We start from the raw sequence: 20,236 nt of genomic DNA, 5'->3' as shown, positions 1-20,236 counted from the left end.
CATTTCAAGGCACTGGAGAATGGAGAAAACATGAAAAATATGCCACCCAATTGGCAAGTGATAAACTTTTTCATTCCGTCGTTGTGGCTATTTTTTAGTTATGCACTGTTACTTATTTACCATAATTTTAATTTATAATAAAAACTTGGCATCTATTTCAGCAGCTAAGGCATCAACCGCAGGTAATTTTTTTAGTTACCGTTTTTAATCTGTGTAATACTGCCGCATTTTCTCCTTCTCCGGTGTCTATCTCTTTTTGTCCAAGCTCACTTCTACCCCTTAACTCACACTTTAGCTGTTTTTCTCTTTCTCCTCGAGCTAATGGCACAAAGCAGCTCCTCCTGCTGAAGGCTTTTTCTTCTTCAAGCTCCATAGTATTTTCCAATTTTTCATAGCACTCTAAGGCATAGGAAGGAAGTTCTGCCTTAATCGTAGTTACTATTTTTAAAGGAAGAAACAGATAATCCTCTGCCATGTAGCACTTTTTTACAACCACTTTCATTTTTTATTTCTTTGTGGTAAGTTAAATATGTAAAAATATATGAAAAGAGGGTGTATTATGTTAAGAACAAACATAGATAAAACCGTTATGCAGTCTCTTCAGGGGAAAATTCATCATCCTATAAATCCTTCTCCCTTTAGAGTTGATGCTGATGGCAATGCTCATGTTCTTCCTGCAACAGGAGGCATAACCTATAATGTTAAAGTTGGAGACTGCGCCTTTGGATGGTCCGGAGACCATGTTGAACCCGGCGTTTCTATAAGAAATGAAGATAGAAACGAAAACAATGCAATGATGCTGTTTGCCTGCATAGGAAATGAAGCAAGAATTGTAACTGGAGATGCTAAAGGTGCAAAGGGCTTCGTTATTGGAAAGCACGGCGGAATAGAGCATGTATTGATTCAGTTTGAAAAAGATGACTTAGAAAAAATGGCCGTTGACGATAAAATACTAATCAAGGGCTTCGGTCAGGGCTTAAAATTGCTGGACTATCCTGACATTCAGGTTATGAACGTTGATCCAAGGTTGTTTTTAAATATTCCTATAAAGGAAGATAATGTGCTGAAGGTTCCCGTTGCTGCTGAAGTCCCAGCATATTTAATGGGCTCTGGAATTGGAGCTTTAACTGCATTTTCAGGGGATTATGATATTATGACTGAAGACTTAGATGAGATTAAAAGGCTTGGACTTGATAAACTAAAGTTTGGAGATTTAGTCCTTTTAAGGGATTGCGATAATTCTTATGGAAGAGGATATTTAAAGGGAGCTGTAAGCATAGGAGTTGTAATACACAGCGACTGCATAAAGATGGGACATGGGCCAGGGATTACAACGATTATGACCTGCAAAAAAAGCTTAATAGAAGGATACAAAGACGAGAACGCAAATATTTTAAATTACATTGATTACATAAAGTAATATAACTAATGGGAAGAATATAATTTCTTCCCATTAGTTATACAGCCATATTTATTCATAATTCATAAAACTTCATGTTTTTATACTTTTTACCTTTATCCTTGTCTATTTTGTACTAACAATTGATTTTTTAGCTTATTGGCACTTTTCTTATACATCCCAGTTTTTGCACACATCTACCCACTTTTGGCACAAAGAATAATTCTCTAATTCTTCACATGTCAGTTCAATGGCAGAATTCCCGCTGCCACAGGCAGGAAAAACAGTATTAAATCTTTTTAAGGATATATCAAGATATACCGGTAGATTCTCTTTAAGTCCAAAGGGACATACTCCCCCAACCCTATGTCCTGTCCACTTAAAGGTTTCATCAGCGTCAAGCATCTTAGGTTTTGTTTTAAACTCCGCCTTAAATTTAGAATTATCAATTTTAGCATCTCCAGCTGCAACCAAAATAATTATATCATCACCGCTTCTTAGGGCAAGGGTTTTTGCAATTCTCCCCGCCTCAACACTAAGGGCCGCAGCTGCAAGCTCAACGGTTGTGCTTGAAGATTCAAGCTCTATAATGTCCTTATCTCTATCATATTTTTTAAAATACTTTCTAACATCTTCAATTGCCATTTTCATTACCTCCAAAATATGTATATATTTTTAATTTATTTTAATATTTTAAAGTGCTAATGTCTATATGGACATTTTCTCTTCTCTCCAGTGCCTGGCACTGTGAATAACTAAATAATACATTAATATAAAAAGTGCCTATAGATTAAAAGCATTTAATCTAAGGCACGTTATATTTTATAATTTAAAGAAATTAATGCTTTCTTGAAGTTTAAGCGCTATATCTGTAAGAGATTGTGCAGCATCGGATACTTCCTTCATTACAGCTGACTGTTCCTGCGATGAAGCTGCAACATTTTCAATATTTTGAGAGGATTCTTCTATAATGTTATTTATATTTTCTATAGATTTTACCATTTCCTGTGATGCAGCATAAATCTGCTGTGAAACGCTTGATGCATCCTGCATCTTTTTAGAAACATCATCTACAGAGGTTAAAATTTCATTAAAAGCATCCCCTGCATTGTAAACCATATCAATTCCATCTTTTACAGCACTTGTTCCTTCAGCCATCGTTCCAATAGAGGTATCTATGTTCTCTTTTATTTCGCTTATAATCGTGCTGATTCTTTTTGCTGCGTTTGCCGATTGCTCAGCTAATTTTCTAACTTCATCAGCAACAACAGCAAAACCTCTTCCATGTTCTCCAGCTCTTGCGGCTTCTATTGCTGCATTTAATGCAAGAAGATTGGTCTGTTCAGCGATTCCGGTTATAACCGAAATTATCTGACCTATTTCAGCTGATTTTTTCCCAAGTTCATTTATTGTATGCCCTGCAGCTGAAACCTTCTCGTTTATATTATCCATTCTATCTATTGTATTTTTTATAACAACATTTCCCTTTTCAGCCTTATCGTAGGCATTTAAAGAATTTTCAGCAATGATTGAAAGATTATTTGTAACCTGTTCTATTCCTTTTGAAATGTCTGTAACAATTTTTACTGCATTTGAGGATATATTTATCTGCTTTTCAGAGCCTGCAGAAAGGGACTGCAAAGAATCTGCTATTTGTTCTGCTGCAGATTGAGTTTGTTCTGCGCTTGCAGTAAGTTCCTCAGAAGTTGAAACTACCAATTCTGAACCCTCAGATATTGTTTTAATTATTTCTTTAAGTTTGCTTGTCATATCATTAAGATGGTGTCCCATCTGTCCAAGCTCATCATGAGTCTTAACATCTAAATAATTAGAAAGATTCCCTTTAGAAATCGCAAATGCAAGCTCATTAACTTTTTTAATATTTTTTGTAAGGTAATTACTAAATAACAATAATATCAATATTACAAAGAATGATGCTGCACTTATTACTATTATAAGGTTTCTTAAAAGCTGTCTTACTGGTGAAAAAAGTTCTTTCTCTGATATTGTAAGTGCGATAATCCAATTAGTCTGTGGTATGCGTTTAAAGTAAACTCTATAGTTTTCATCATCTGATTTATAAGTAAAATTCCCTTCTTTGCTTGTCAGCATAACCGATGCTTTAGATGAAAAATCTGAGTTTGCATCATCCGTAATTTTTTTCTTCATTATTTTATTTGAATCTTTGTCAGCGATATAAATTCCATTTTTATCTATTAAAAATGCGCTTCCCGTGTTTCCTATCTTTATACTGCCTATAGAATTTTGAATCATTTTAAGACTTATATCTGCTGTTGCAACCCCTATAAAATTTTTATTGCTGTCGAAAAATGGAGCTGTTGCAGTTATCATCGATGTTTTTGCAACTTCGTCGTAATATGCATCTGACCATGCTACCCCTGAAGGAATGTTTTTACCTATCTTATACCAATCATATTTAAAATAATCATAACTTTCGCTGCTATATTCTTCAGTATAAACGATTTTACCCTCTTCTCTATATACATAGGGTCCAAAATATTTCACACCTTCTTTATATTTATTTGGTTCAAACCAAATGCCAGCTCCAAAACTTTCTGGATTAGTAGACAAAACCCCTTTCAATAATTTTTCATAATGTTCATTGCTCATTATTACACCTGTAGATTCTGCTGATTTTGCAAGTGATTCAACAAGTTTAGAATGTGTTGAAAGGCTCTTATCTATATTTTTTACGATTGAATCGAGGTTTGCATTCATTTTATAACCTATTTCCCTATTTATTATTGTTTTCCCTGAATTATAACTTATAGCAGTAAGCAGTATCATCGCTATAATGGAAATCGGCAGTATAGCAATGATTATAAGTAGTCTTACACTTTTTAATTTTGGTAACTTCATTCAAATCCCTCCGCTCCATACTTTAGTAGTATAATTTTGTCCTTATTATTATCATCGACCTAATTCGTCATTTTTTTATACTTTCATATACTAAATTATTTTTTTAACCAGAAGAATTTTCTCTTCTCTCCGGTGCCTGTAACCGCATTTCCTCCAATTCCCATTATTATTTTAAATATCTTAAGTTTATAATTTTTATATGTATAAATCTCTTTTAAAATAAAACTCAAGCATTCTTTTCGAGGTGATAATTATTAAGAAGAATCTTTTCTATTTAAGCTTTGCTCTGTCAGCAGCTGTGCAGTTTGTACTGTTCTATCTTTTTTTAAGGATAATTCCTTCAGGGCTAAAGCCCTTATATATCTCTTATTTTTTACTATTGACTTTATTGAGTTATTTTTACGATAATCTCAAAAGTTTTACTTTTTTAGCCGCTTTTATGCTGAGCATTGCATTTTATTATGTTGCAAAGGCATGGATAAGTCCAATCTTAGAATACAGCCAGCTTAATATTATAGCACAGCAGCTAATTGTAATATTATTATCAGTTCTGCTGTGGGTTCAGTCCCTTTATATAAAAAATATTGTAAGCAAAAACGAAAAACTTGAAAGAAGAGTTCAGGAACTTGAAAAAATAAACCCTGAAATAGGGATAATGAATTTCAGGGAATTCTTAGACAGGGCTGAAACAATATATACAGCTGTAAAAAGGAGAAATGAAGCCGGGCAGCTTATTATAATTAAGCTTACTGATATTGCTATTGGAAACTCAAAAGCATCTAAAACCCTTATGAGGCTTTTAGGGGAAGCGATAATAAAATCAATAAGAAAAAACTACGACCTTGTCGGGCTTTATAATAACAATACCTTTATAGCGCTGCTTCAAAATACAAATGAATTTGGAAGCGAAATAGTTATAAACAGGATTAAGGATAACATAGATAAAATTGAAAATTTAAATTATGATGAGCTCTTGAATGATTTAAATTTTATAGTTAAAAACGTGGACAGCACCTTTATAAGTTTTGATGATTTTTTAAAATCTATTTTAAGTGCAGGTGAATAAGTTGTTTTCAAAGCTTGTTATAATAACTTCCATATTGTTTTGGGTTTTAATTTTATATTATTCCGTACTAACTATCTTAGGCCTTATATTTAAAATAAAAGAGAGAAATGATGAAAGAAAACTTGTTGAATATCCGAGCGTTGATATACTTATACCTGCCCATAACGAGGGAATAGTTATCTTTGAAACCCTCGATGCTATGGTTAATCTGTATTATCCGGGGGAACTTAATATTTATCTTTTAAACGATAATTCATCAGATGATACGGGAAAAATCGCCGATTATTTTGCAAAGCATTTTAAAAACCTTTACCATATAAAAGTGCCTCTTGGAACTCCTAAGGGTAAGGCAAGGGTTTTAAACTACGGCTTTTCTATATCAAAGGGGGATATGGTTGTTGTATATGATGCGGACAACCAGCCTGAAAAAATGGCGCTTATTAAGCTTGTAGAAAAGGCTGTAGAAAATGAAAAATACGCAGGTGCGGTAGGATATGTTAAAACAATAAATATGTACAAAAACGCATTAACAAGGATGATAGGCCTCGAGTTTATGGTTTTTCAGCTTTTGATGCAGTCAGGAAGGTGGATGCTTTTTAGGCTTGGCTCACTAACGGGAACTAATATGCTTGTTAAAAGAAAGGTTTTAGAGGAAGTAGGGGGATGGGATGCCTATGCCCTTGCGGAAGATGCAGAGCTGTCAGTCAGGATATATTCTAAAAACTATCTTCTGCCTGTTGTCCCATCTTCAGTAACATGGGAGCAGGAACCTGAAAAATTAAACGTCTTTATAAGGCAAAGAACGCGATGGATGCAGGGGAATCTCTATCTTATAAGTAAAATAATAAAAGATAAAAACATGACAAAAGGAATAAATAAATTTAACACTTTTCAGATGGTTTCAATATACTACCTATTCGTAAGCCTTGTCATAGCCTCAGATATATGGTTTGTAATGGGCCTTTTGGGAAAAATAAAAATAGACTACCAAATCCCTCTACTTATATTATGGTTTGAAACTCTTTGGATATATGTAGTTCAAATCGTAACTTCCGCAGTCGTTGAACGGGAAATAAACCTTAAAAACATAATCTTTGCTGTTCTTATGTACTTTACCTACGCCCAGTTTTGGATATACCTCGTTTTAAAGGGATATTTTCTTCAGATGAAAGGCAGCTTTAAAAAAGTAGAGCCTGAATGGGACAAGACCTTGAGGTTTTAGGTCAAAGAGATGTTTTCTCCATTCTCCTAATTATATATTGACGCAGGTGTTAATTCTGTATATAATGTATATATACAGTATTAACATTGGGAGGATAGAACATGAATATAATAATCTCCAACTCTTCTGAGGAGCCGATTTACGAGCAGATTGTAAAGCAGATAAAAGCAGCAATTATAAACGGTGAAGTTAATGCTCTTGAATCCCTTCCTTCAATCAGAAACCTTGCTAAGGAGCTTCAAATAAGCGTTATTACTACAAAAAGAGCCTATGATGAGCTTGAAAAAGAAGGTTTTATAGTTACTGTGCCTGGAAAGGGGACCTTTGTGGCAGCCCAGAACGACGAGCTTTTAAAAGAATCCCGTCTTAAAATAGTTGAAGAAAAGCTGTATGGCGCTGTTTCTGCCGCAAAAACAGCAAAACTGTCCTTAGATGAACTTAAGGAAATGCTTGAAATTTTATATAGGGAGGTTTAATAAATGGAAAACATTTTAGAAATCAAAAACCTTAGAAAAAACTTTAAAGATTTTAGTTTAAAGGATGTAAGCTTTTTTCTCCCGAGGGGATTTATTATGGGTTTTATAGGTCCAAACGGTGCAGGTAAAAGCACCACCATTAAGCTTATTATGAACCTTCTTAAAAAGGACTCTGGCGAAATAAAAGTGTTTGGATTGGACAACATAAAAAATGAAATTGAGATTAAAGACAGGATAGGCTTTGTATTTGATGAAAATTTATTTTATGAGGAGCTGACTGCCCTTGAAATTAAAAAGATTATAAAGCCTCTATATAAAAGATGGGACGAGGATTCTTTTTTAAAGTATATTAAGGACTTCAACCTCCCATTAAACAAAAAGATAAAGGATTTTTCTAAGGGTATGAAGATGAAACTGTCCCTTTCTGTTGCACTATCCCACAACGCTGAAATGCTAATTATGGATGAACCTACATCAGGGCTTGATCCTATTGTAAGAAGCGAACTTTTAGACATATTGTCCTATATAATACAGGATGAAAACAAAGGGGTTCTTTTTTCAACCCATATAACCTCTGATCTTGAAAAAATAGCTGATTATATAACATTCATAAATAACGGGGAGATTTTATTTTCCGTTGAAAAGGATATTATTATGGATAATTATGGTATGGTGAAAGGGGATAAGGAGATTTTAAGAGAGGATATAAAAAAGGAATTTGTAGGTATTAAATATAGCAGCTTCGGCTTTGAGGGGCTTGTTAAGGATAAAAAAGTTATTAAAAATGCTCTAAAAGAAAAAATAATAATCGAAAAGCCGTCATTAGACGATATAATGCTATATTATTTAAGGAGGGAGATTCATGCTTAGTTTAATTCTTAAGGATTTATTGATTCAAAAGAAAAACCTGATTTTTGCATTTTTATATATAATATTCATCATGTTAAGCATACAGTCGAAAATAATGGGTGCAACCCTATCCATTTGTATTTGTGCAATATCATATATCACACTTTCAAGCGCAAGTGCCTATGATGATAGAAGCAACGGCAATATATTTTTAAACACTTTACCGATTTCAAGGGAAAAAATAGTTTTATCAAAATATATTTCACTTTTTATCTACGCTGCTTTTACTACTGCAATATATTTTATAATATACATTATCACAAGCAGTTTAAATCTTAAAATCTCTCTATATCCTGTAACATTAGAAGGTATAATTTACGGATTATTTTTAGTCAGCATAATGTATAGCTTAAGCCTTCCTATATTTTTTAAGTTCGGATACATGAAAGCTAAATGGATACAATTTATAATTTTTTTCCTTTTCTTCGGAGGTATTTCATATATTATTAAATTCTTAGAAAGTAGATTCTCAAATATTTTATTAGACTTTGGAGGTTCTAAGTGCTTAATAATGTTACTTATTATAATTTTATCATTTATAATTCTTTTTATATCCTACTGCCTGTCGGTTTACTTTTACAAAAGGCGTGAATTTTAGGCTTAACAGGGCATGACTAAAAAATAGCCACAACGACGGAATGAAAAAGTTTGTCACTTGTCAACTGGGTGGCACTTTTTCAGCTTCTCAGCGTGGCCTTTACTCTATCGGGGTTTAAAAGGAGCATAAAAGCATCCTTGGGGCAGTTTACAACAATATCTGCAAAGCTTAAAAGCTTTCCACAGCATCCATCCTGCCCTATAATTGCTATAGACAAATCGCATACTTTAAACATTTCAATATCATTATAGCCATTTCCAACGCATATACTCCCGCCTTCTAATGCCTTTACAATATCCCTTTTAAATACAGCAGCATTGTCCCTTGGAAAAGTTTTTAAAGTAACATTCAAACCCTCGCACTGGCTTTTAACAGTGCCATAGGTATCCGCCGTTAATATATAGACCTTTGCATGCTCTGCAAGCTCATTTATCATCTCTTTTATATCGCTGCTCATAATACCATCTACTGCGATAGTTCCGTTATAATCAAAAACAACATTTTCAGCGTTTAATTCTCTTATTCCAGGTATAGTAAATTTTAGCATATTAAACCTCCTTATCCGTAGATACCTTCTATATATCTTTTACTCCTGTCTGCAGTGGTCAAGCATTTTTGTAACACTTTAACCTAATATTTTGGATTTTCTATTTCTTGCCTCAAATGGCGTAAACCCTTCATTATATGTATGAGGTCTTAGATGATTATACCAAACGTAAGCAAAGTTGTTTATTGCTTTATTTAATTCTTCATCATTGTGATAATGGTAATGATGGATTAATTCATTTTTCAAAGCGTTGTAGTATCTTTCCATAGGGGCGTTATCAAAAGGACACCCTGCCCTGCTCATACTTTGTTGTATATTTACTGACTCGCAGAAATCTATAAAGTCCTTAGATGTAAATTGCGCGCCTTGATCGCTATGAAGAATTAATTTATTTGTCAACTTTGGCTGCGAAGCAATGGCTTTTTTAAGCGTATTAATAGCAAGCTCGTTTGTTATTTCTTTACCGTTTAAACTAGCTATAACAGAGCGATCATACAAATCAAGGATAGTACAGTTGTATCTTTTACTGCCATCTGTCAAAAATAAATATGTAAAATCTGTACACCATACATGATTGGGTTTATCGGTTGTAAAATTTTGATTCAAAAGGTTTGAAAAAATTTTGTGGGGTTGTCCTTTTTTATAACCCGGTTTCTTTCTTTTAACAATGGAAGTAAGTTCTAGTTCCTTATTCATATATTTATGAACAGTATGTTACTGGTAAAATAAAATTACCCGAAAAAGGGAAGATTTTCATTTTACGATGGCCAAGACGGCCTTCGGTTTCATGATATATTTTATTAATTTGATCATGTATTTTCTGTTTTTGGGTATGATAATTAGACTTCCTATCCTTCAGAAAGTTATAGTATGCATTCGGTGATAAGTTAAATCTTCGAAGAAGTCATCTTAATCCGAATTCTTTACAATTATCTTGAATAAATCGATAAACCACTAATCGATTTCCCTCGCAAAGAATGCCGCCGCTTTTTTTAGGAACTGGTTCTCTTTCTTTAACTCTTCAAGTTCCTTGCGGAGCCTGAGATTTTCCTTCATATAATCGTATTCTTCCTTTAATTCGTGGTTTGTTTGGCATTCTTCACGGTAAGCCTTTATTCAGATGTATATAGCGGCTTTTGAAACTCTGTACTCCTCAGCTAAGCTTTTTAAAGTACGCCCCTCTTCCAGATGGAGACGAACTATTTTCTTTTTAAACTCTTCTTCATAATATTTTTGCATAGGTATCCCTCTTTTCTTATAGATTTATTATATCTATTAGATTGAGGTGTTACAACTTTAGTATACCATTACAATTATATAAAAATGTTACAAACTATGAAATAATTTTAACAATGGAAAATGCATATGTTAAAGAATACTATGGACATTATTTCAATGAAGTATATATTGGAGGGAGATGGATAAGAGTAAACTATGATCGTATAGCTCAAAACATCCTTGATAGTGTATACGGTGGCTTGATGATTAAACCAGGAACAGAAACTGATCATTTTACACATGAAGGATTTCAAAAAAGATATGGACTTTCAAGAGAGAATTTAAAAAAAGAAAAAAGCCTATATGTTTCTGAAAGTGCTGCAGCATATTATTCTAAAGATATAAAAGAAGAAAATGGTAAATATTCTAAAATAAAAATTGAAAATACTGCTACTAAAAAATTATTAAACGATAAACCTATAATTTTAGGTTATAAAGAACCTGTTGAATTATTTGATTCTATTTTTACAGAAGATATTAGTAATAAAATCTTTTCTTCCTTTAGTAAGATATCAAAAATGGACTTATATAATTCAAGCAATATTATATTATTAAAATCTGATGATAAAAATAATTATATCCCTGACTATCTTTGCGAGCTTGTTCCTGAAATTAATGATAATACTGCAAACATAATAATTAGCAAATTTGAAAATAATAAAAGAATAATAATTATTAAATGCAAAACAGAAGATTTATTATTAAAAACTATAAAAAATCTCCCTGAAGACATTTTTACTAAGGATTATTCTATAAATTTAGGAAACTAAAATCTAACATGAATTAGGTAATTTTTTAGGATGCTATTTATCTCATACTCGCAAGACATTTAAAGCCTGAAAAGCCCTTGATATTCAATGGTTTTCAGGCTTTAGATTTTTCTCCATTCTCCGGTGCCTGGCACCAGTTCATATTTTCGCTTCATTCAAATTTTTTTATTTCTACTATATATCTTCATTTTCCCTCCTTATTATCTTTAATAAAGTATTCAACATCCAGCAAAAATTCCCTTCTTTATCATTTAATTTTAAAAAAAGACTAAAGAAGGATAGGCCACCTTTTCTTTTTTCTTAATTAATTAGAGTATAACTATTACAAAAGTGAATATTGTTTTTTTCTATAAACACATATAAAACTATTACATTTATTAATTTTATTTACTTTTTCTTGTTTGTTATAATTATAACATCGATAAAATCAATATTGCAGGAGGATGATGTTAATGGAAAAAAACGCAATTGTAGACTTAGTAAGAAGCAAAGCTGAAGGTTATTTTGAAAGAGGAGAATTTTTTTGTTCAGAATCAGTAGTTCACACGATTAATGAACTTTTAGGATGGCCTTACAGTGAAGATGTTGTAAGAATGGCTTCAGGATTCCCAATAGGAATGGGAAAATCAGGATGTCTTTGTGGAGCTGTAAGCGGAGGTTCAATGGCTCTCGGCATGGCTTATGGAAGAAAGCATGGTGAACCTATGAATGAAAAAATGTTTCCAATAGCCAAAGAGCTTCATGATTATATAAAAAGCCTTTATGGTAGTACATGCTGTAGAGTTCTTGTTAGGAATTATGAATTTGCAAGCCCAGAGAGAAAGGCTCATTGTGTTAAAATAACCGGTGAAGTTGCTGCATGGATTGCTTCAAAGTTATTAGATGATCCTGAAATATCACAAAAAATAAATCCTAACTTTAAATAGAGGTGAATATATGGCTAATATTATCAAAAAGCTTCCTATTCCTATAGCGGGACTTATGCTGTCCTTAGCATCATTAGGTAATTTGTTATCTTCATATAATATAATGTTCAAAAATATATGTGGAACCATAGCAGGAATAATATTGATTTTAATGATTATTAAGCTTGCTACAAATCTTAAGGTTTGGCAAAAAGATTTAGAAAACCCGTTAATTGCAAGCGTTACGCCAACATTTTTTATGGCTCTTATGGTTTTATCTGGATATATTAAACCCTTTTCCCCAAAATTTGCTTTTTTGATTTGGGCAGTTTCAATAATTGCACATATTATTTATATTTTATTCTTTACAAATAAGTTTATTCTTAATTTCGATATTAAGAAAATTTTGCCAAGTTATTTTATTGTATATGTAGGATTAGCAGCAGCCTGCCTTTCTGCACCTGCATTTAAAATGCAGACTGTTGGACAAATTATATTTTGGTTTGCCTTTATATCATATTTGATTTTGCTGCCTGTAACCCTTTACAGGACTTTTAAATATAAGGAATTTGCAGAACCAGCGCTGCCATCAATTGCTATCTTTACAGCACCAGCTAACCTTTGCCTTGCAGGTTATTTAAGTTCTTTTACAAATAAGAGCATATTCATAGTTTCTTTTTTAGGAATTTTATCCTTTATAATGTTTATTCTCGTTATTTTATATCTGCCAAAGATGCTTAAAATTAAATTTTATCCAAGTTATTCATGCTTTACATTCCCTTTTGTTATAACTGCAATAGCTATGAAGTCCACAAACCTATTCTTAAAAAAATCAGGAAAAGCAATATCGATACTTCCTCAATATACTAAATTTCTCGAAATTCTTTCAATAGTTATTGTCTTATATGTATTAGTAAGATATTTAATGTTCTTAACTTCAAAAGATAATACTATAAAAGTTCAAAAAACAGCCTGAGGACAGAAAACTGTCCTCTTTTTTTACACAAGTGCAGTATAAGTCAATCATGCTAACTTATACAAGCTCACTACCACTTATTAAACATAACATTATGATAAAATGGCTTAAATTATGAATTAAAAAGTGCCTCCATCTTGCAGGCGCAAAACATAACCTGCTTTTTCAATATTGAGGCACCATCTTCTGCAGTAGTTTGCCACTCATCACCTGTACGGCACTTTTCCCTACCCTATTCTACAACGCCGTCATTAACTCCATTATGATCTAAATCTACAAAAGAATCGTGAATATCAGGGATTCCATCGTGATCCATATCTAAAAACATATCATTATGATCATGAATACCATTGTGGTCAAGGTCAATAAAATCATCATGTGAATCTGGTATACCGTCATGGTCCATATCAAAAAATAAATCATGGCTGTCAGGAATACCGTTATTGTCAAAGTCAATAGTAAAATCCATATTATCAGGTATATGATTATTATTCATATCCAAGAAAAAATCCGTCTGCTCCCATCCTTCCGGTCTAAAGGGATTATCAAACATTTTCCACTCCTCCTTTTATAAGTCTGTTGTTAATTTCAGACACATCTATATTTATTGATGAATGTATATTTTCTATGAGCTCCTTTTTGGGCTTAAGGCTTTCAGTACTTATTGGAAGCTGCTTAAAGGTATACAAATCGCTTATTCTTTCTATAAGTTCTACTTTAACTTCATATGAATCATTATAGTGAGCATAGTATTTAGCTATTTGCTTAAACAAATAAAACAGCGACTGATTAACTTCATCAATATAATAAGGAATCATAAAGTTCATAACATGGTTAAAGGTGTCTATTGCCTGATATGCATATATTTGTACTTTTTTCTCTTCAATATCCTCTAATTCCTTGTCCATTTTATATGTATTCCAAAGATTTATAGCCGATCCTGCTATAAAAGGAATAGAAAGCATTCCCGTCAGAGCAAATCCAGCAACACCTACAGCTCCCATAGTTCCTGCCTGCCTGTATCGGCTGTTTGTAGTTACCCTTCGTGAGTTAATATCAGGATGAATTGCAAAGGGTATCTGTGACAGCGCTCTTTCAACATCGCTTAAGGATTTTTGAATTTGAGAAGCTATAGATAAAAGCTGCTTTTGAAGGGTTTTAAAGGGAATTGAGTCTATATTAGCCCCATATTTTTTCATAAGCATAGCCTCATCACGTTCAAGCATTTTAGGAAAGTACACACCAATTACCTCAAGCTGTCTTTTCTGCTCCTGCACACCATAGTATAGCATATTTGCTGCACTTGTAAGTTCTTCATCGCTTAAATAATTCTTATTTTTAAAAAGCTTATCTATATCTTCCTTTAAACAAAACAAGGAACCAAAATAATAGAAATTTAAAACATCATTCACCTGTCTTGTCCAGCTTGTAAAAAGCTGCTTAACATTTAAATCATCGCACATTTTTAGTTTTGAATTCTTATAGGTTTCCCGTATAAGCTGGCTAACGCTTTTATTCAATAAATAAAAACTGTATTCTCTATCATCCTTTAATTGTATGCAAATATCTGTAAAATTTGAATTATTAAATATCTCTTTTACATATATATCTTTTATTTCATTATTTTCAATCTTAATTATATCCTTTGAAGATTTTTTAAAAATAATACCATCATGAGTTATATCATAGACAACAGGATGCTCTTCATTCGTATATCCAAAGCTTAACTTATCATCCTCTATGTTTGAATCGCTGTTAAGCTCAAGCATCTCTATTTCCTTTTCATTAAATTCTATAAGGATAGGATTTTCATCAAAAAAGATAAACAAATTATTGTCTTCACAATAATATTTAATAACATCAATATCTACATAAAATATTATCTTTAAAGAATCAATATCAACAAAGGATATTAAATTATTAGTTTTTGCAAAGGCCATATCCCTTTTACTATAAAATACATCATTTATATACCCCGTTAAACTTCCATACAATATTTCAGATCCCTCAGGAACTACAGAATATATGCTGCTCCTCTCGCTGAAATATTTATAAAGATAATCCAAATCCTCTTCCTTTGAGATAATTAAGCTAATATCTTCAAATATACTTTCATCATCATCATATTTAAAACAAAAATGCCCTTTAATATCAAGAACAGAGTTTTTGAAGTTAAAAGACTCTATATATTTATAATAAATATAAAAATCTTTTGATACTTCGAAATCTTTTATTATAAACTTTTCAGAGTCAATTTCTAATTCAACTCCATAACTGTAACAATCAGCATTTATTAAACTATCATATGGATATTCTATAAAATCAAAACATTTTTTATCGATTTTTCTTAAAAGCTTAAAAAAGTCTTCAATTTTTATATTGCAGTTATAACTTATTAACTCTTTTTTGCTTGAACTAAAATTTACATTATCTCCATAGATAACCTTTATAGGGTAAGATGTATTATAGCAGGATGCCTGTCCAAAAATCCCCCCTGAATCATAGGCAAAAACTCTTCCTTTGCTGCTTATAAATATAATGTGGTCTCCAACAATGGACTTGTTTGGTATTTCAAACTCAGCGCTGCTTATCTTATAAATGATACATTCATTTTCTGCCAATGTATTTTTTACAATATAGGGTACATCATTAACCGTATCCTTTGCTTTTTTTAATAGGCTTGGCATAATATTATAAGCAACAACATCGTTTATCTTACCTATAGCCATTAATTTTTCGTCGTCATCCGCAATTTTAATAGCCCTGTCTACGATACAATTAAGTTTATTTTCAATAGATTTTAAATACTCTGCTTCATCTTCTGACTTTACCTTATAAGCAGCTTCTTTTAATGCACTCTTTAAAGTTTCATATGAAATTGAAGGCTCACAATCCCTAACTCTTAATACTAAATCTTGATCAATATTGCTAAGTTTATAAAAAGCTTCTTTAACTATCATCCCAATTTCATTAATTATTGAATTGTTAATTTTCATATATGTCCTCCATTTAAGTTTATAGATACAGTATTTTTATTTACAATCCTTTTCAAGAATAATTGTTGCTGCGCTTCCGTCTATAGAAGAATTTAGAATTCCCCCGCTTCCCTTTACATTTGTTATAATGTTAAATATTCTCCATCCTTCTTTGCCATATTCATTTAAAGTTTTTTCTAACTCCTCTGCATCATTTAAATCAAATCTCCATCTAAAAACTTTGTACTCATACACATTAACCCACTCCTTTTAGTCTTAATCTGCCTATTTTTTATCAGTTTACCAAAGAATAGTTATTACAAATCAATTATATCATCAATCGATTTTTTCTTCAAAATTTTACTATTGCTTTTCTCCGGCTATAAGGAAACCTCTGAAATTTTGGACTCAATATATAGTATATATAAGCTTAGCACCTCCACATGAATAATATGTTTTCTGTAAATATTATAGTTTTTCAGAGCCTTCATAGACACCGGAGAGTGACAGTCACCGGAAAAACTTGATAAATTATTTTATATTATGTAAAATTTAATTGTATCGGTTTACTAACAGAAAATATAAAATAAATTTTGGTGAATATTATGGATAAAAATGATTATATTCTATCACTAAGAAAAGAAGTAACTTCTCTAAGAGCCCAAGGAAAATATAAAGAAACAATAGAAAAGGCTTATATTCTTTTAGAAGAAGGCGAAAAATTTAAAGATTATAAATCTATTCTCATTGCATATGTTAACATTATAGTATCCTATTATTGTATTGGAGATATAGAGGAAGCCTTTCAAGTATTAGATAAGTTTAAAATCCTTTGTGATGAGCATGGTGACGATGAGGACAGGCTTAGCCATTTTAACACATCTTTTTTATTGTATGAATTTGCTAAGAATTATAATAAGGCAAAGGAAATGTTAGATGAAGCTATTAAATTATCTATAAAGCTAAAAAAGTATAATATCCTCAGCAATGCCTATAGCAATTACAGCCATATATATATTATTGAAGAGGATTATAAAAGAGCTCTTCATTTTGCTAAGTTAGGGCTTGAGGCTGCAAAACTTCAGGAACCTTATTATGAAATTTTGGAGATAAGGGTAAAATTAAACATTGCAAGATCACAAATAGGGCTCAAAGACTTTGAATCTGCCAAATCTACAATCGATGAAATTACAAAAAGCAGCGTTTTAGATTCTTTTATAAGAGAAAGGGCTCAGCTTCATGATTTATATGGATATTTTTATAAAGAGCAGGGGCTGTATAAAGATGCCTTTGAAATGTTTACAAAGGCAAAAGAATTAGTAGAGAGCTATGACGATGTTTATCTTTTAAAACAAATTCAAGAAGAGAGATGCTCTCTTTGCGACATATTAAATGATACATCCTTAGGTTATAAAGTTCAAAAGGAATACATAGATTTACTTCAGGAAATAAACAAAAGAGAATTAGACAAAACTGCATTAAAGCTTGAAATCAAGCATAAAGTAATCGATATAACAAAAAAAGCAAGTACAGATTATCTCACAGGATTATATAATAGAAGCTATTTAGAAACCACAGCAAATAAATGGCTGAAGGAAGCTGATGAAAAGGGTGAAAGGATTATATGTATTGCCTTTGATGTAGATAATTTTAAAGGCATAAACGATAGCTTCGGACACAACTTCGGGGATAAAATATTAATAGAAATAGGAAAGCTCTGCCTAAAACTAATACCTTCCCCTAACATTGCATGCAGATACGGAGGAGATGAATTTGTCATTATTTTAAAAAACGCATCTTTAGAAGAAGGTAAATTAAAGGTTAAAGAAATATCTCAGGAAGTTAAAAAACTTAACATATACAAAGACGGTAAATGTGTAAATGTAACCATTAGCATTGGCATGTCGGATAACCTATCAACAAAAGCTAAAAGATTTAATGACCTGTTTCACAAAGCAGATATTAAGCTTTATAAAGCTAAAAAACTGGGTAAAGACACATACGTTTTTCAAATATAATTGGAGGAGAAATAAAGTTTTGAAAATAAAACAAAAAATAGAAGAAATAAAAAAGCAGACTTATGTTTTATATCTTGCATGCAAAAAGAAAGAAACGCCAGTTATTTCAAAAATTTTTGCTATTATAGTTGTTTCTTATGCTCTAAGCCCTATAGATTTGATACCCGATTTTATTCCTGTACTTGGATATTTAGATGATTTATTGATTATACCTTTAGGAATAATAATTGCTATGAAGTTAATTCCTATTGAAATAATAAAAGAATGTGAGATTAAGGCAGATGAAAAGCTAAAAAGCGATATTCCCGAGGCAAAAATAGCCGGCAGAATAATTATTTCCCTTTGGATTTTAATTATAATATTTATTTTATATAAGATATTTTCTATAATCCGCTTTAACCCTAAATATAATTGATGTTTTGCAAAATCCTCCCCAAAATATTACTGGATAAACTTACAACTGCCATTTTATCTCCTTTTTTTAATGATTTTGTTTTTATAAAAAGTATCACTCCTAACATTTTAATAAACAGTAAATAATAAAATCTATAGGGAAAATCTCAGAATTACCAGTTAATATATTTTTAATTCAAAAGAAGAATTCTTGAGAATGGAAAAGTTAGAAACCACTTTAGAGTATAAAATTGCTCATGAAGGAGTAACTATCTATGAACAATAAAGAAGTTTCAAATTATAGAGTTCCACACGCCAAAGAGCCAAGAGTACATTTTTCAAGCCTTATGAAAAAACCTGATTTTTAAATTCAATAAACCATGAATTTTGCGGATCCTTTTTTAAATACTGCTCAATTATATTAAGAGCATCATTTTTTCTTCCTTCTAAATAGAAAATCTCAGCCTTAAAATATAAAGCATCGGCATTATTTTCTTCAATACTTAATATTTTATCAATATACTGTAATGCTTCATTAGTATTTTTATTTATATAATATTCAATCCAGGCAATTTGATAATATGCCTCTAAAATTTTATCATCTTTTTCTATACAAATTTTGTAGTACTTTAACGCATTGTAATAATCTTCCTTGTACGAATAAACTGCAGATAGGAAAATATAACTGTCTATATAATCAGGATTTAAAATTACTGACCTGTTTAAATTTTCTGCTGCTTTATCTATCTGCTCATCATAGTAATATAAAATTCCTAATTGAAAATATATTAAGTAATCATCATCATTGTATTTTCTATTATACTCTTCAAATAAATCAATTGATTTTTTAATTCTCAGTAAATTTGAAACAAGAAAGCATTTCAAATTAAATGCCCCTTTATGGCTTGTATCTGCCTTTAGTATAGAATTACATAATTTCAAAGAATACATTAAATTTTCATGCTTAACACTGTCTATATTTTTAAAAATATCAAGCGCTTCTTTATAAACATCATCAATCGACCTATTATTTATATCTATTGCTGCATCCAAATCTTCATCATTTATAACTACATTAATTCTCTCTCCGTTGTAATTTTCAATATATTTAATAACTTCTTTAACATAATTTTCTGCACTTTCTTCTTGCGCATACCAAATATTAGATTGTCCAAACCCAAATCTGTTTAAAGAATCCTTTATAACAGCCACAGGAACTTGAAAAGTTCTATTATTTAAAGGAAGTAAAAAGCAATCCTTGGCTCTGGCAGTAATATTATAATCATAGTACCTTATAAGCTTATATTGAAATTGTCTGTAAACAGTAGCATTTTTATACCAGCCTACTATCTTTTGTTTCCCATGTCTATTTGCCGCTACCCATACAACAAGCACATTATCTATGCTTTCACAGTTTTTATAGCTCTCATCTATTCTTTCAATCCTTATAGTATTTCTGCCGTTTTTATTTCTTTTTGTTTCAACAAATCCATAGCAGTATCCATCTATATCTAAAAAGTTCTTTTCTTCCCCTCCCTCTTTATATTCATCAACATATTTTCCCCCTGTGTAAGGCATTTTGATTTCTTCATTTTCTCTTCCTATATATTTTTCCATCCATGTTATTCTGCAAAACAATACCCTCATAACACCATCCCCTAATCATTTAAATTTAATAAAATATCTTTAGCTTCTATTAATATTTTACCATATATTTCTATCGACAAAGAAATTATTTCTAAATTCAATACAACCCTAATATCTGTTATAAATTTATGTAATTATGCTAAAGCAATCAAAACACCCAGCTGGCAGTTTGTCACT

19 protein-coding genes and 1 pseudogene are annotated in these 20,236 nt (G+C 31.3%); 11 read left to right on the top strand and 9 right to left on the bottom strand.

The annotated features are described in order from the left end of the window. Positions 1-172: 172 nt before the first annotated feature. The gene (locus tag B5D15_RS01865; protein ID WP_078695407.1) at positions 173-502 is read right to left on the bottom strand and encodes a hypothetical protein; all 330 of its coding nucleotides are present in this window, start codon (positions 500-502) and stop codon (positions 173-175) included. A gap of 57 nt (positions 503-559) precedes the next feature. Here B5D15_RS01865 and B5D15_RS01860 point away from each other — a divergent pair, with 57 nt between their 5' ends. Then, the gene (locus tag B5D15_RS01860; RefSeq protein ID WP_078695406.1) at positions 560-1,420 is read left to right on the top strand and encodes a DUF4438 domain-containing protein; all 861 of its coding nucleotides are present in this window, start codon (positions 560-562) and stop codon (positions 1,418-1,420) included. 150 nt (positions 1,421-1,570) lie between these two features. Here B5D15_RS01860 and B5D15_RS01855 read toward each other — a convergent pair whose 3' ends face one another. Further along, positions 1,571-2,044 carry a YbaK/EbsC family protein gene (locus B5D15_RS01855; RefSeq protein ID WP_078695405.1) on the bottom strand — a complete coding sequence of 158 codons (474 nt, stop codon included), beginning with the start codon at positions 2,042-2,044 and terminating at the stop codon, positions 1,571-1,573. 177 nt (positions 2,045-2,221) lie between these two features. Next, a complete protein-coding gene (locus B5D15_RS01850) occupies positions 2,222-4,279 on the bottom strand; it encodes a methyl-accepting chemotaxis protein (RefSeq protein WP_078695404.1) in 2,058 nt (685 codons plus the stop codon). A gap of 439 nt (positions 4,280-4,718) precedes the next feature. Here B5D15_RS01850 and B5D15_RS01845 point away from each other — a divergent pair, with 439 nt between their 5' ends. The 5 genes from B5D15_RS01845 to B5D15_RS01825 all read left to right on the top strand — a co-directional run bounded on the left by B5D15_RS01845 (position 4,719) and on the right by B5D15_RS01825 (position 8,550). Then, positions 4,719-5,345: a hypothetical protein gene (locus B5D15_RS01845; RefSeq protein ID WP_078695403.1), complete on the top strand. Its 627-nt coding sequence runs from the start codon at positions 4,719-4,721 to the stop codon at positions 5,343-5,345. Further along, positions 5,338-6,567 (top strand): glycosyltransferase family 2 protein, encoded by a 1,230-nt coding sequence (locus tag B5D15_RS01840; protein WP_207651440.1) that lies wholly within the window; start codon positions 5,338-5,340, stop codon positions 6,565-6,567. The genes B5D15_RS01845 and B5D15_RS01840 overlap by 8 nt, the downstream gene beginning before the upstream one ends. A 101-nt stretch (positions 6,568-6,668) precedes the next feature. Continuing rightward, positions 6,669-7,043 (top strand): GntR family transcriptional regulator, encoded by a 375-nt coding sequence (locus B5D15_RS01835; protein ID WP_078695401.1) that lies wholly within the window; start codon positions 6,669-6,671, stop codon positions 7,041-7,043. A 3-nt stretch (positions 7,044-7,046) separates the two neighbouring features. Continuing rightward, positions 7,047-7,913: an ABC transporter ATP-binding protein gene (locus tag B5D15_RS01830; RefSeq protein ID WP_078695400.1), complete on the top strand. Its 867-nt coding sequence runs from the start codon at positions 7,047-7,049 to the stop codon at positions 7,911-7,913. Continuing rightward, positions 7,906-8,550: an ABC-2 transporter permease gene (locus B5D15_RS01825; RefSeq protein ID WP_078695399.1), complete on the top strand. Its 645-nt coding sequence runs from the start codon at positions 7,906-7,908 to the stop codon at positions 8,548-8,550. Before B5D15_RS01830 ends, B5D15_RS01825 begins: the two co-directional genes overlap by 8 nt. A gap of 79 nt (positions 8,551-8,629) precedes the next feature. Here the strand turns inward: B5D15_RS01825 and B5D15_RS01820 are convergent, their stop codons facing one another. Next, positions 8,630-9,097: an HAD family hydrolase gene (locus tag B5D15_RS01820; RefSeq protein ID WP_078695398.1), complete on the bottom strand. Its 468-nt coding sequence runs from the start codon at positions 9,095-9,097 to the stop codon at positions 8,630-8,632. A 78-nt stretch (positions 9,098-9,175) separates the two neighbouring features. Beyond that, positions 9,176-10,336, bottom strand: a pseudogene (locus B5D15_RS01815) (IS3 family transposase). Between the two features lie 113 nt (positions 10,337-10,449). On the opposite strand from B5D15_RS01815, the gene B5D15_RS01810 reads away from it, so the two are divergent. The 3 genes from B5D15_RS01810 (at position 10,450) to B5D15_RS01800 (ending at position 13,026) form a co-directional block, all read left to right on the top strand. Continuing rightward, positions 10,450-11,145 (top strand): hypothetical protein, encoded by a 696-nt coding sequence (locus B5D15_RS01810; protein ID WP_078695397.1) that lies wholly within the window; start codon positions 10,450-10,452, stop codon positions 11,143-11,145. Positions 11,146-11,597: 452 nt separating this feature from the next. After that, positions 11,598-12,071 (top strand): C-GCAxxG-C-C family protein, encoded by a 474-nt coding sequence (locus tag B5D15_RS01805; RefSeq protein WP_143287167.1) that lies wholly within the window; start codon positions 11,598-11,600, stop codon positions 12,069-12,071. A 10-nt stretch (positions 12,072-12,081) separates the two neighbouring features. Continuing rightward, positions 12,082-13,026 carry a TDT family transporter gene (locus B5D15_RS01800; RefSeq protein WP_078695395.1) on the top strand — a complete coding sequence of 315 codons (945 nt, stop codon included), beginning with the start codon at positions 12,082-12,084 and terminating at the stop codon, positions 13,024-13,026. A gap of 232 nt (positions 13,027-13,258) precedes the next feature. Here the strand turns inward: B5D15_RS01800 and B5D15_RS01795 are convergent, their stop codons facing one another. From B5D15_RS01795 to B5D15_RS01785, 3 genes are read right to left on the bottom strand one after another with little or no spacing between them, the layout of a single operon-like run. Next, positions 13,259-13,579 (bottom strand): hypothetical protein, encoded by a 321-nt coding sequence (locus B5D15_RS01795; protein ID WP_078695394.1) that lies wholly within the window; start codon positions 13,577-13,579, stop codon positions 13,259-13,261. Then, complete coding sequence (locus B5D15_RS01790; protein WP_078695393.1) at positions 13,572-16,022, bottom strand: hypothetical protein; 2,451 nt, start codon at positions 16,020-16,022, stop codon at positions 13,572-13,574. The genes B5D15_RS01795 and B5D15_RS01790 overlap by 8 nt, the downstream gene beginning before the upstream one ends. A 36-nt stretch (positions 16,023-16,058) precedes the next feature. Then, on the bottom strand, positions 16,059-16,256 hold the full coding sequence (locus tag B5D15_RS01785; protein WP_078695392.1) for a DUF4177 domain-containing protein: 198 nt from the start codon (positions 16,254-16,256) through the stop codon (positions 16,059-16,061). A 350-nt stretch (positions 16,257-16,606) separates the two neighbouring features. On the opposite strand from B5D15_RS01785, the gene B5D15_RS01780 reads away from it, so the two are divergent. Together B5D15_RS01780 and B5D15_RS01775 are read left to right on the top strand one after the other, a co-directional pair. Continuing rightward, the gene (locus B5D15_RS01780; protein WP_078695391.1) at positions 16,607-18,019 is read left to right on the top strand and encodes a tetratricopeptide repeat-containing diguanylate cyclase; all 1,413 of its coding nucleotides are present in this window, start codon (positions 16,607-16,609) and stop codon (positions 18,017-18,019) included. 19 nt (positions 18,020-18,038) lie between these two features. Continuing rightward, positions 18,039-18,434, top strand: coding sequence for a YkvA family protein (locus B5D15_RS01775; protein WP_242948667.1), 396 nt, complete (start codon positions 18,039-18,041; stop codon positions 18,432-18,434). Positions 18,435-18,757: 323 nt separating this feature from the next. Here B5D15_RS01775 and B5D15_RS01770 read toward each other — a convergent pair whose 3' ends face one another. Next, complete coding sequence (locus B5D15_RS01770) at positions 18,758-20,059, bottom strand: tetratricopeptide repeat protein (protein WP_078695389.1); 1,302 nt, start codon at positions 20,057-20,059, stop codon at positions 18,758-18,760. Positions 20,060-20,236 lie beyond the last annotated feature (177 nt).

This window comes from Caloramator quimbayensis (assembly GCF_900167605.1).
GTDB lineage: Bacteria > Bacillota > Clostridia > Clostridiales > Caloramatoraceae > Caloramator_B > Caloramator_B quimbayensis.
This window is presented reverse-complemented; position numbering and strand designations above follow the sequence as displayed.

What these genes read in the sequence shown, in the direction of transcription:
- B5D15_RS01865 (WP_078695407.1), bottom strand. Translation starts at nt 502, where the DNA reads ATGAAAGTGGTTGTAAAAAAGTGCTACATGGCAGAGGATTATCTGTTT.
- B5D15_RS01860 (WP_078695406.1), top strand. Translation starts at nt 560, where the DNA reads ATGTTAAGAACAAACATAGATAAAACCGTTATGCAGTCTCTTCAGGGG.
- B5D15_RS01855 (WP_078695405.1), bottom strand. Translation starts at nt 2,044, where the DNA reads ATGGCAATTGAAGATGTTAGAAAGTATTTTAAAAAATATGATAGAGAT.
- B5D15_RS01850 (WP_078695404.1), bottom strand. Translation starts at nt 4,279, where the DNA reads ATGAAGTTACCAAAATTAAAAAGTGTAAGACTACTTATAATCATTGCT.
- B5D15_RS01845 (WP_078695403.1), top strand. Translation starts at nt 4,719, where the DNA reads ATGCTGAGCATTGCATTTTATTATGTTGCAAAGGCATGGATAAGTCCA.
- B5D15_RS01835 (WP_078695401.1), top strand. Translation starts at nt 6,669, where the DNA reads ATGAATATAATAATCTCCAACTCTTCTGAGGAGCCGATTTACGAGCAG.
- B5D15_RS01830 (WP_078695400.1), top strand. Translation starts at nt 7,047, where the DNA reads ATGGAAAACATTTTAGAAATCAAAAACCTTAGAAAAAACTTTAAAGAT.
- B5D15_RS01825 (WP_078695399.1), top strand. Translation starts at nt 7,906, where the DNA reads ATGCTTAGTTTAATTCTTAAGGATTTATTGATTCAAAAGAAAAACCTG.
- B5D15_RS01820 (WP_078695398.1), bottom strand. Translation starts at nt 9,097, where the DNA reads ATGCTAAAATTTACTATACCTGGAATAAGAGAATTAAACGCTGAAAAT.
- B5D15_RS01810 (WP_078695397.1), top strand. Translation starts at nt 10,450, where the DNA reads ATGGAAAATGCATATGTTAAAGAATACTATGGACATTATTTCAATGAA.
- B5D15_RS01805 (WP_143287167.1), top strand. Translation starts at nt 11,598, where the DNA reads ATGGAAAAAAACGCAATTGTAGACTTAGTAAGAAGCAAAGCTGAAGGT.
- B5D15_RS01800 (WP_078695395.1), top strand. Translation starts at nt 12,082, where the DNA reads ATGGCTAATATTATCAAAAAGCTTCCTATTCCTATAGCGGGACTTATG.
- B5D15_RS01795 (WP_078695394.1), bottom strand. Translation starts at nt 13,579, where the DNA reads ATGTTTGATAATCCCTTTAGACCGGAAGGATGGGAGCAGACGGATTTT.
- B5D15_RS01790 (WP_078695393.1), bottom strand. Translation starts at nt 16,022, where the DNA reads ATGAAAATTAACAATTCAATAATTAATGAAATTGGGATGATAGTTAAA.
- B5D15_RS01780 (WP_078695391.1), top strand. Translation starts at nt 16,607, where the DNA reads ATGGATAAAAATGATTATATTCTATCACTAAGAAAAGAAGTAACTTCT.
- B5D15_RS01770 (WP_078695389.1), bottom strand. Translation starts at nt 20,059, where the DNA reads ATGAGGGTATTGTTTTGCAGAATAACATGGATGGAAAAATATATAGGA.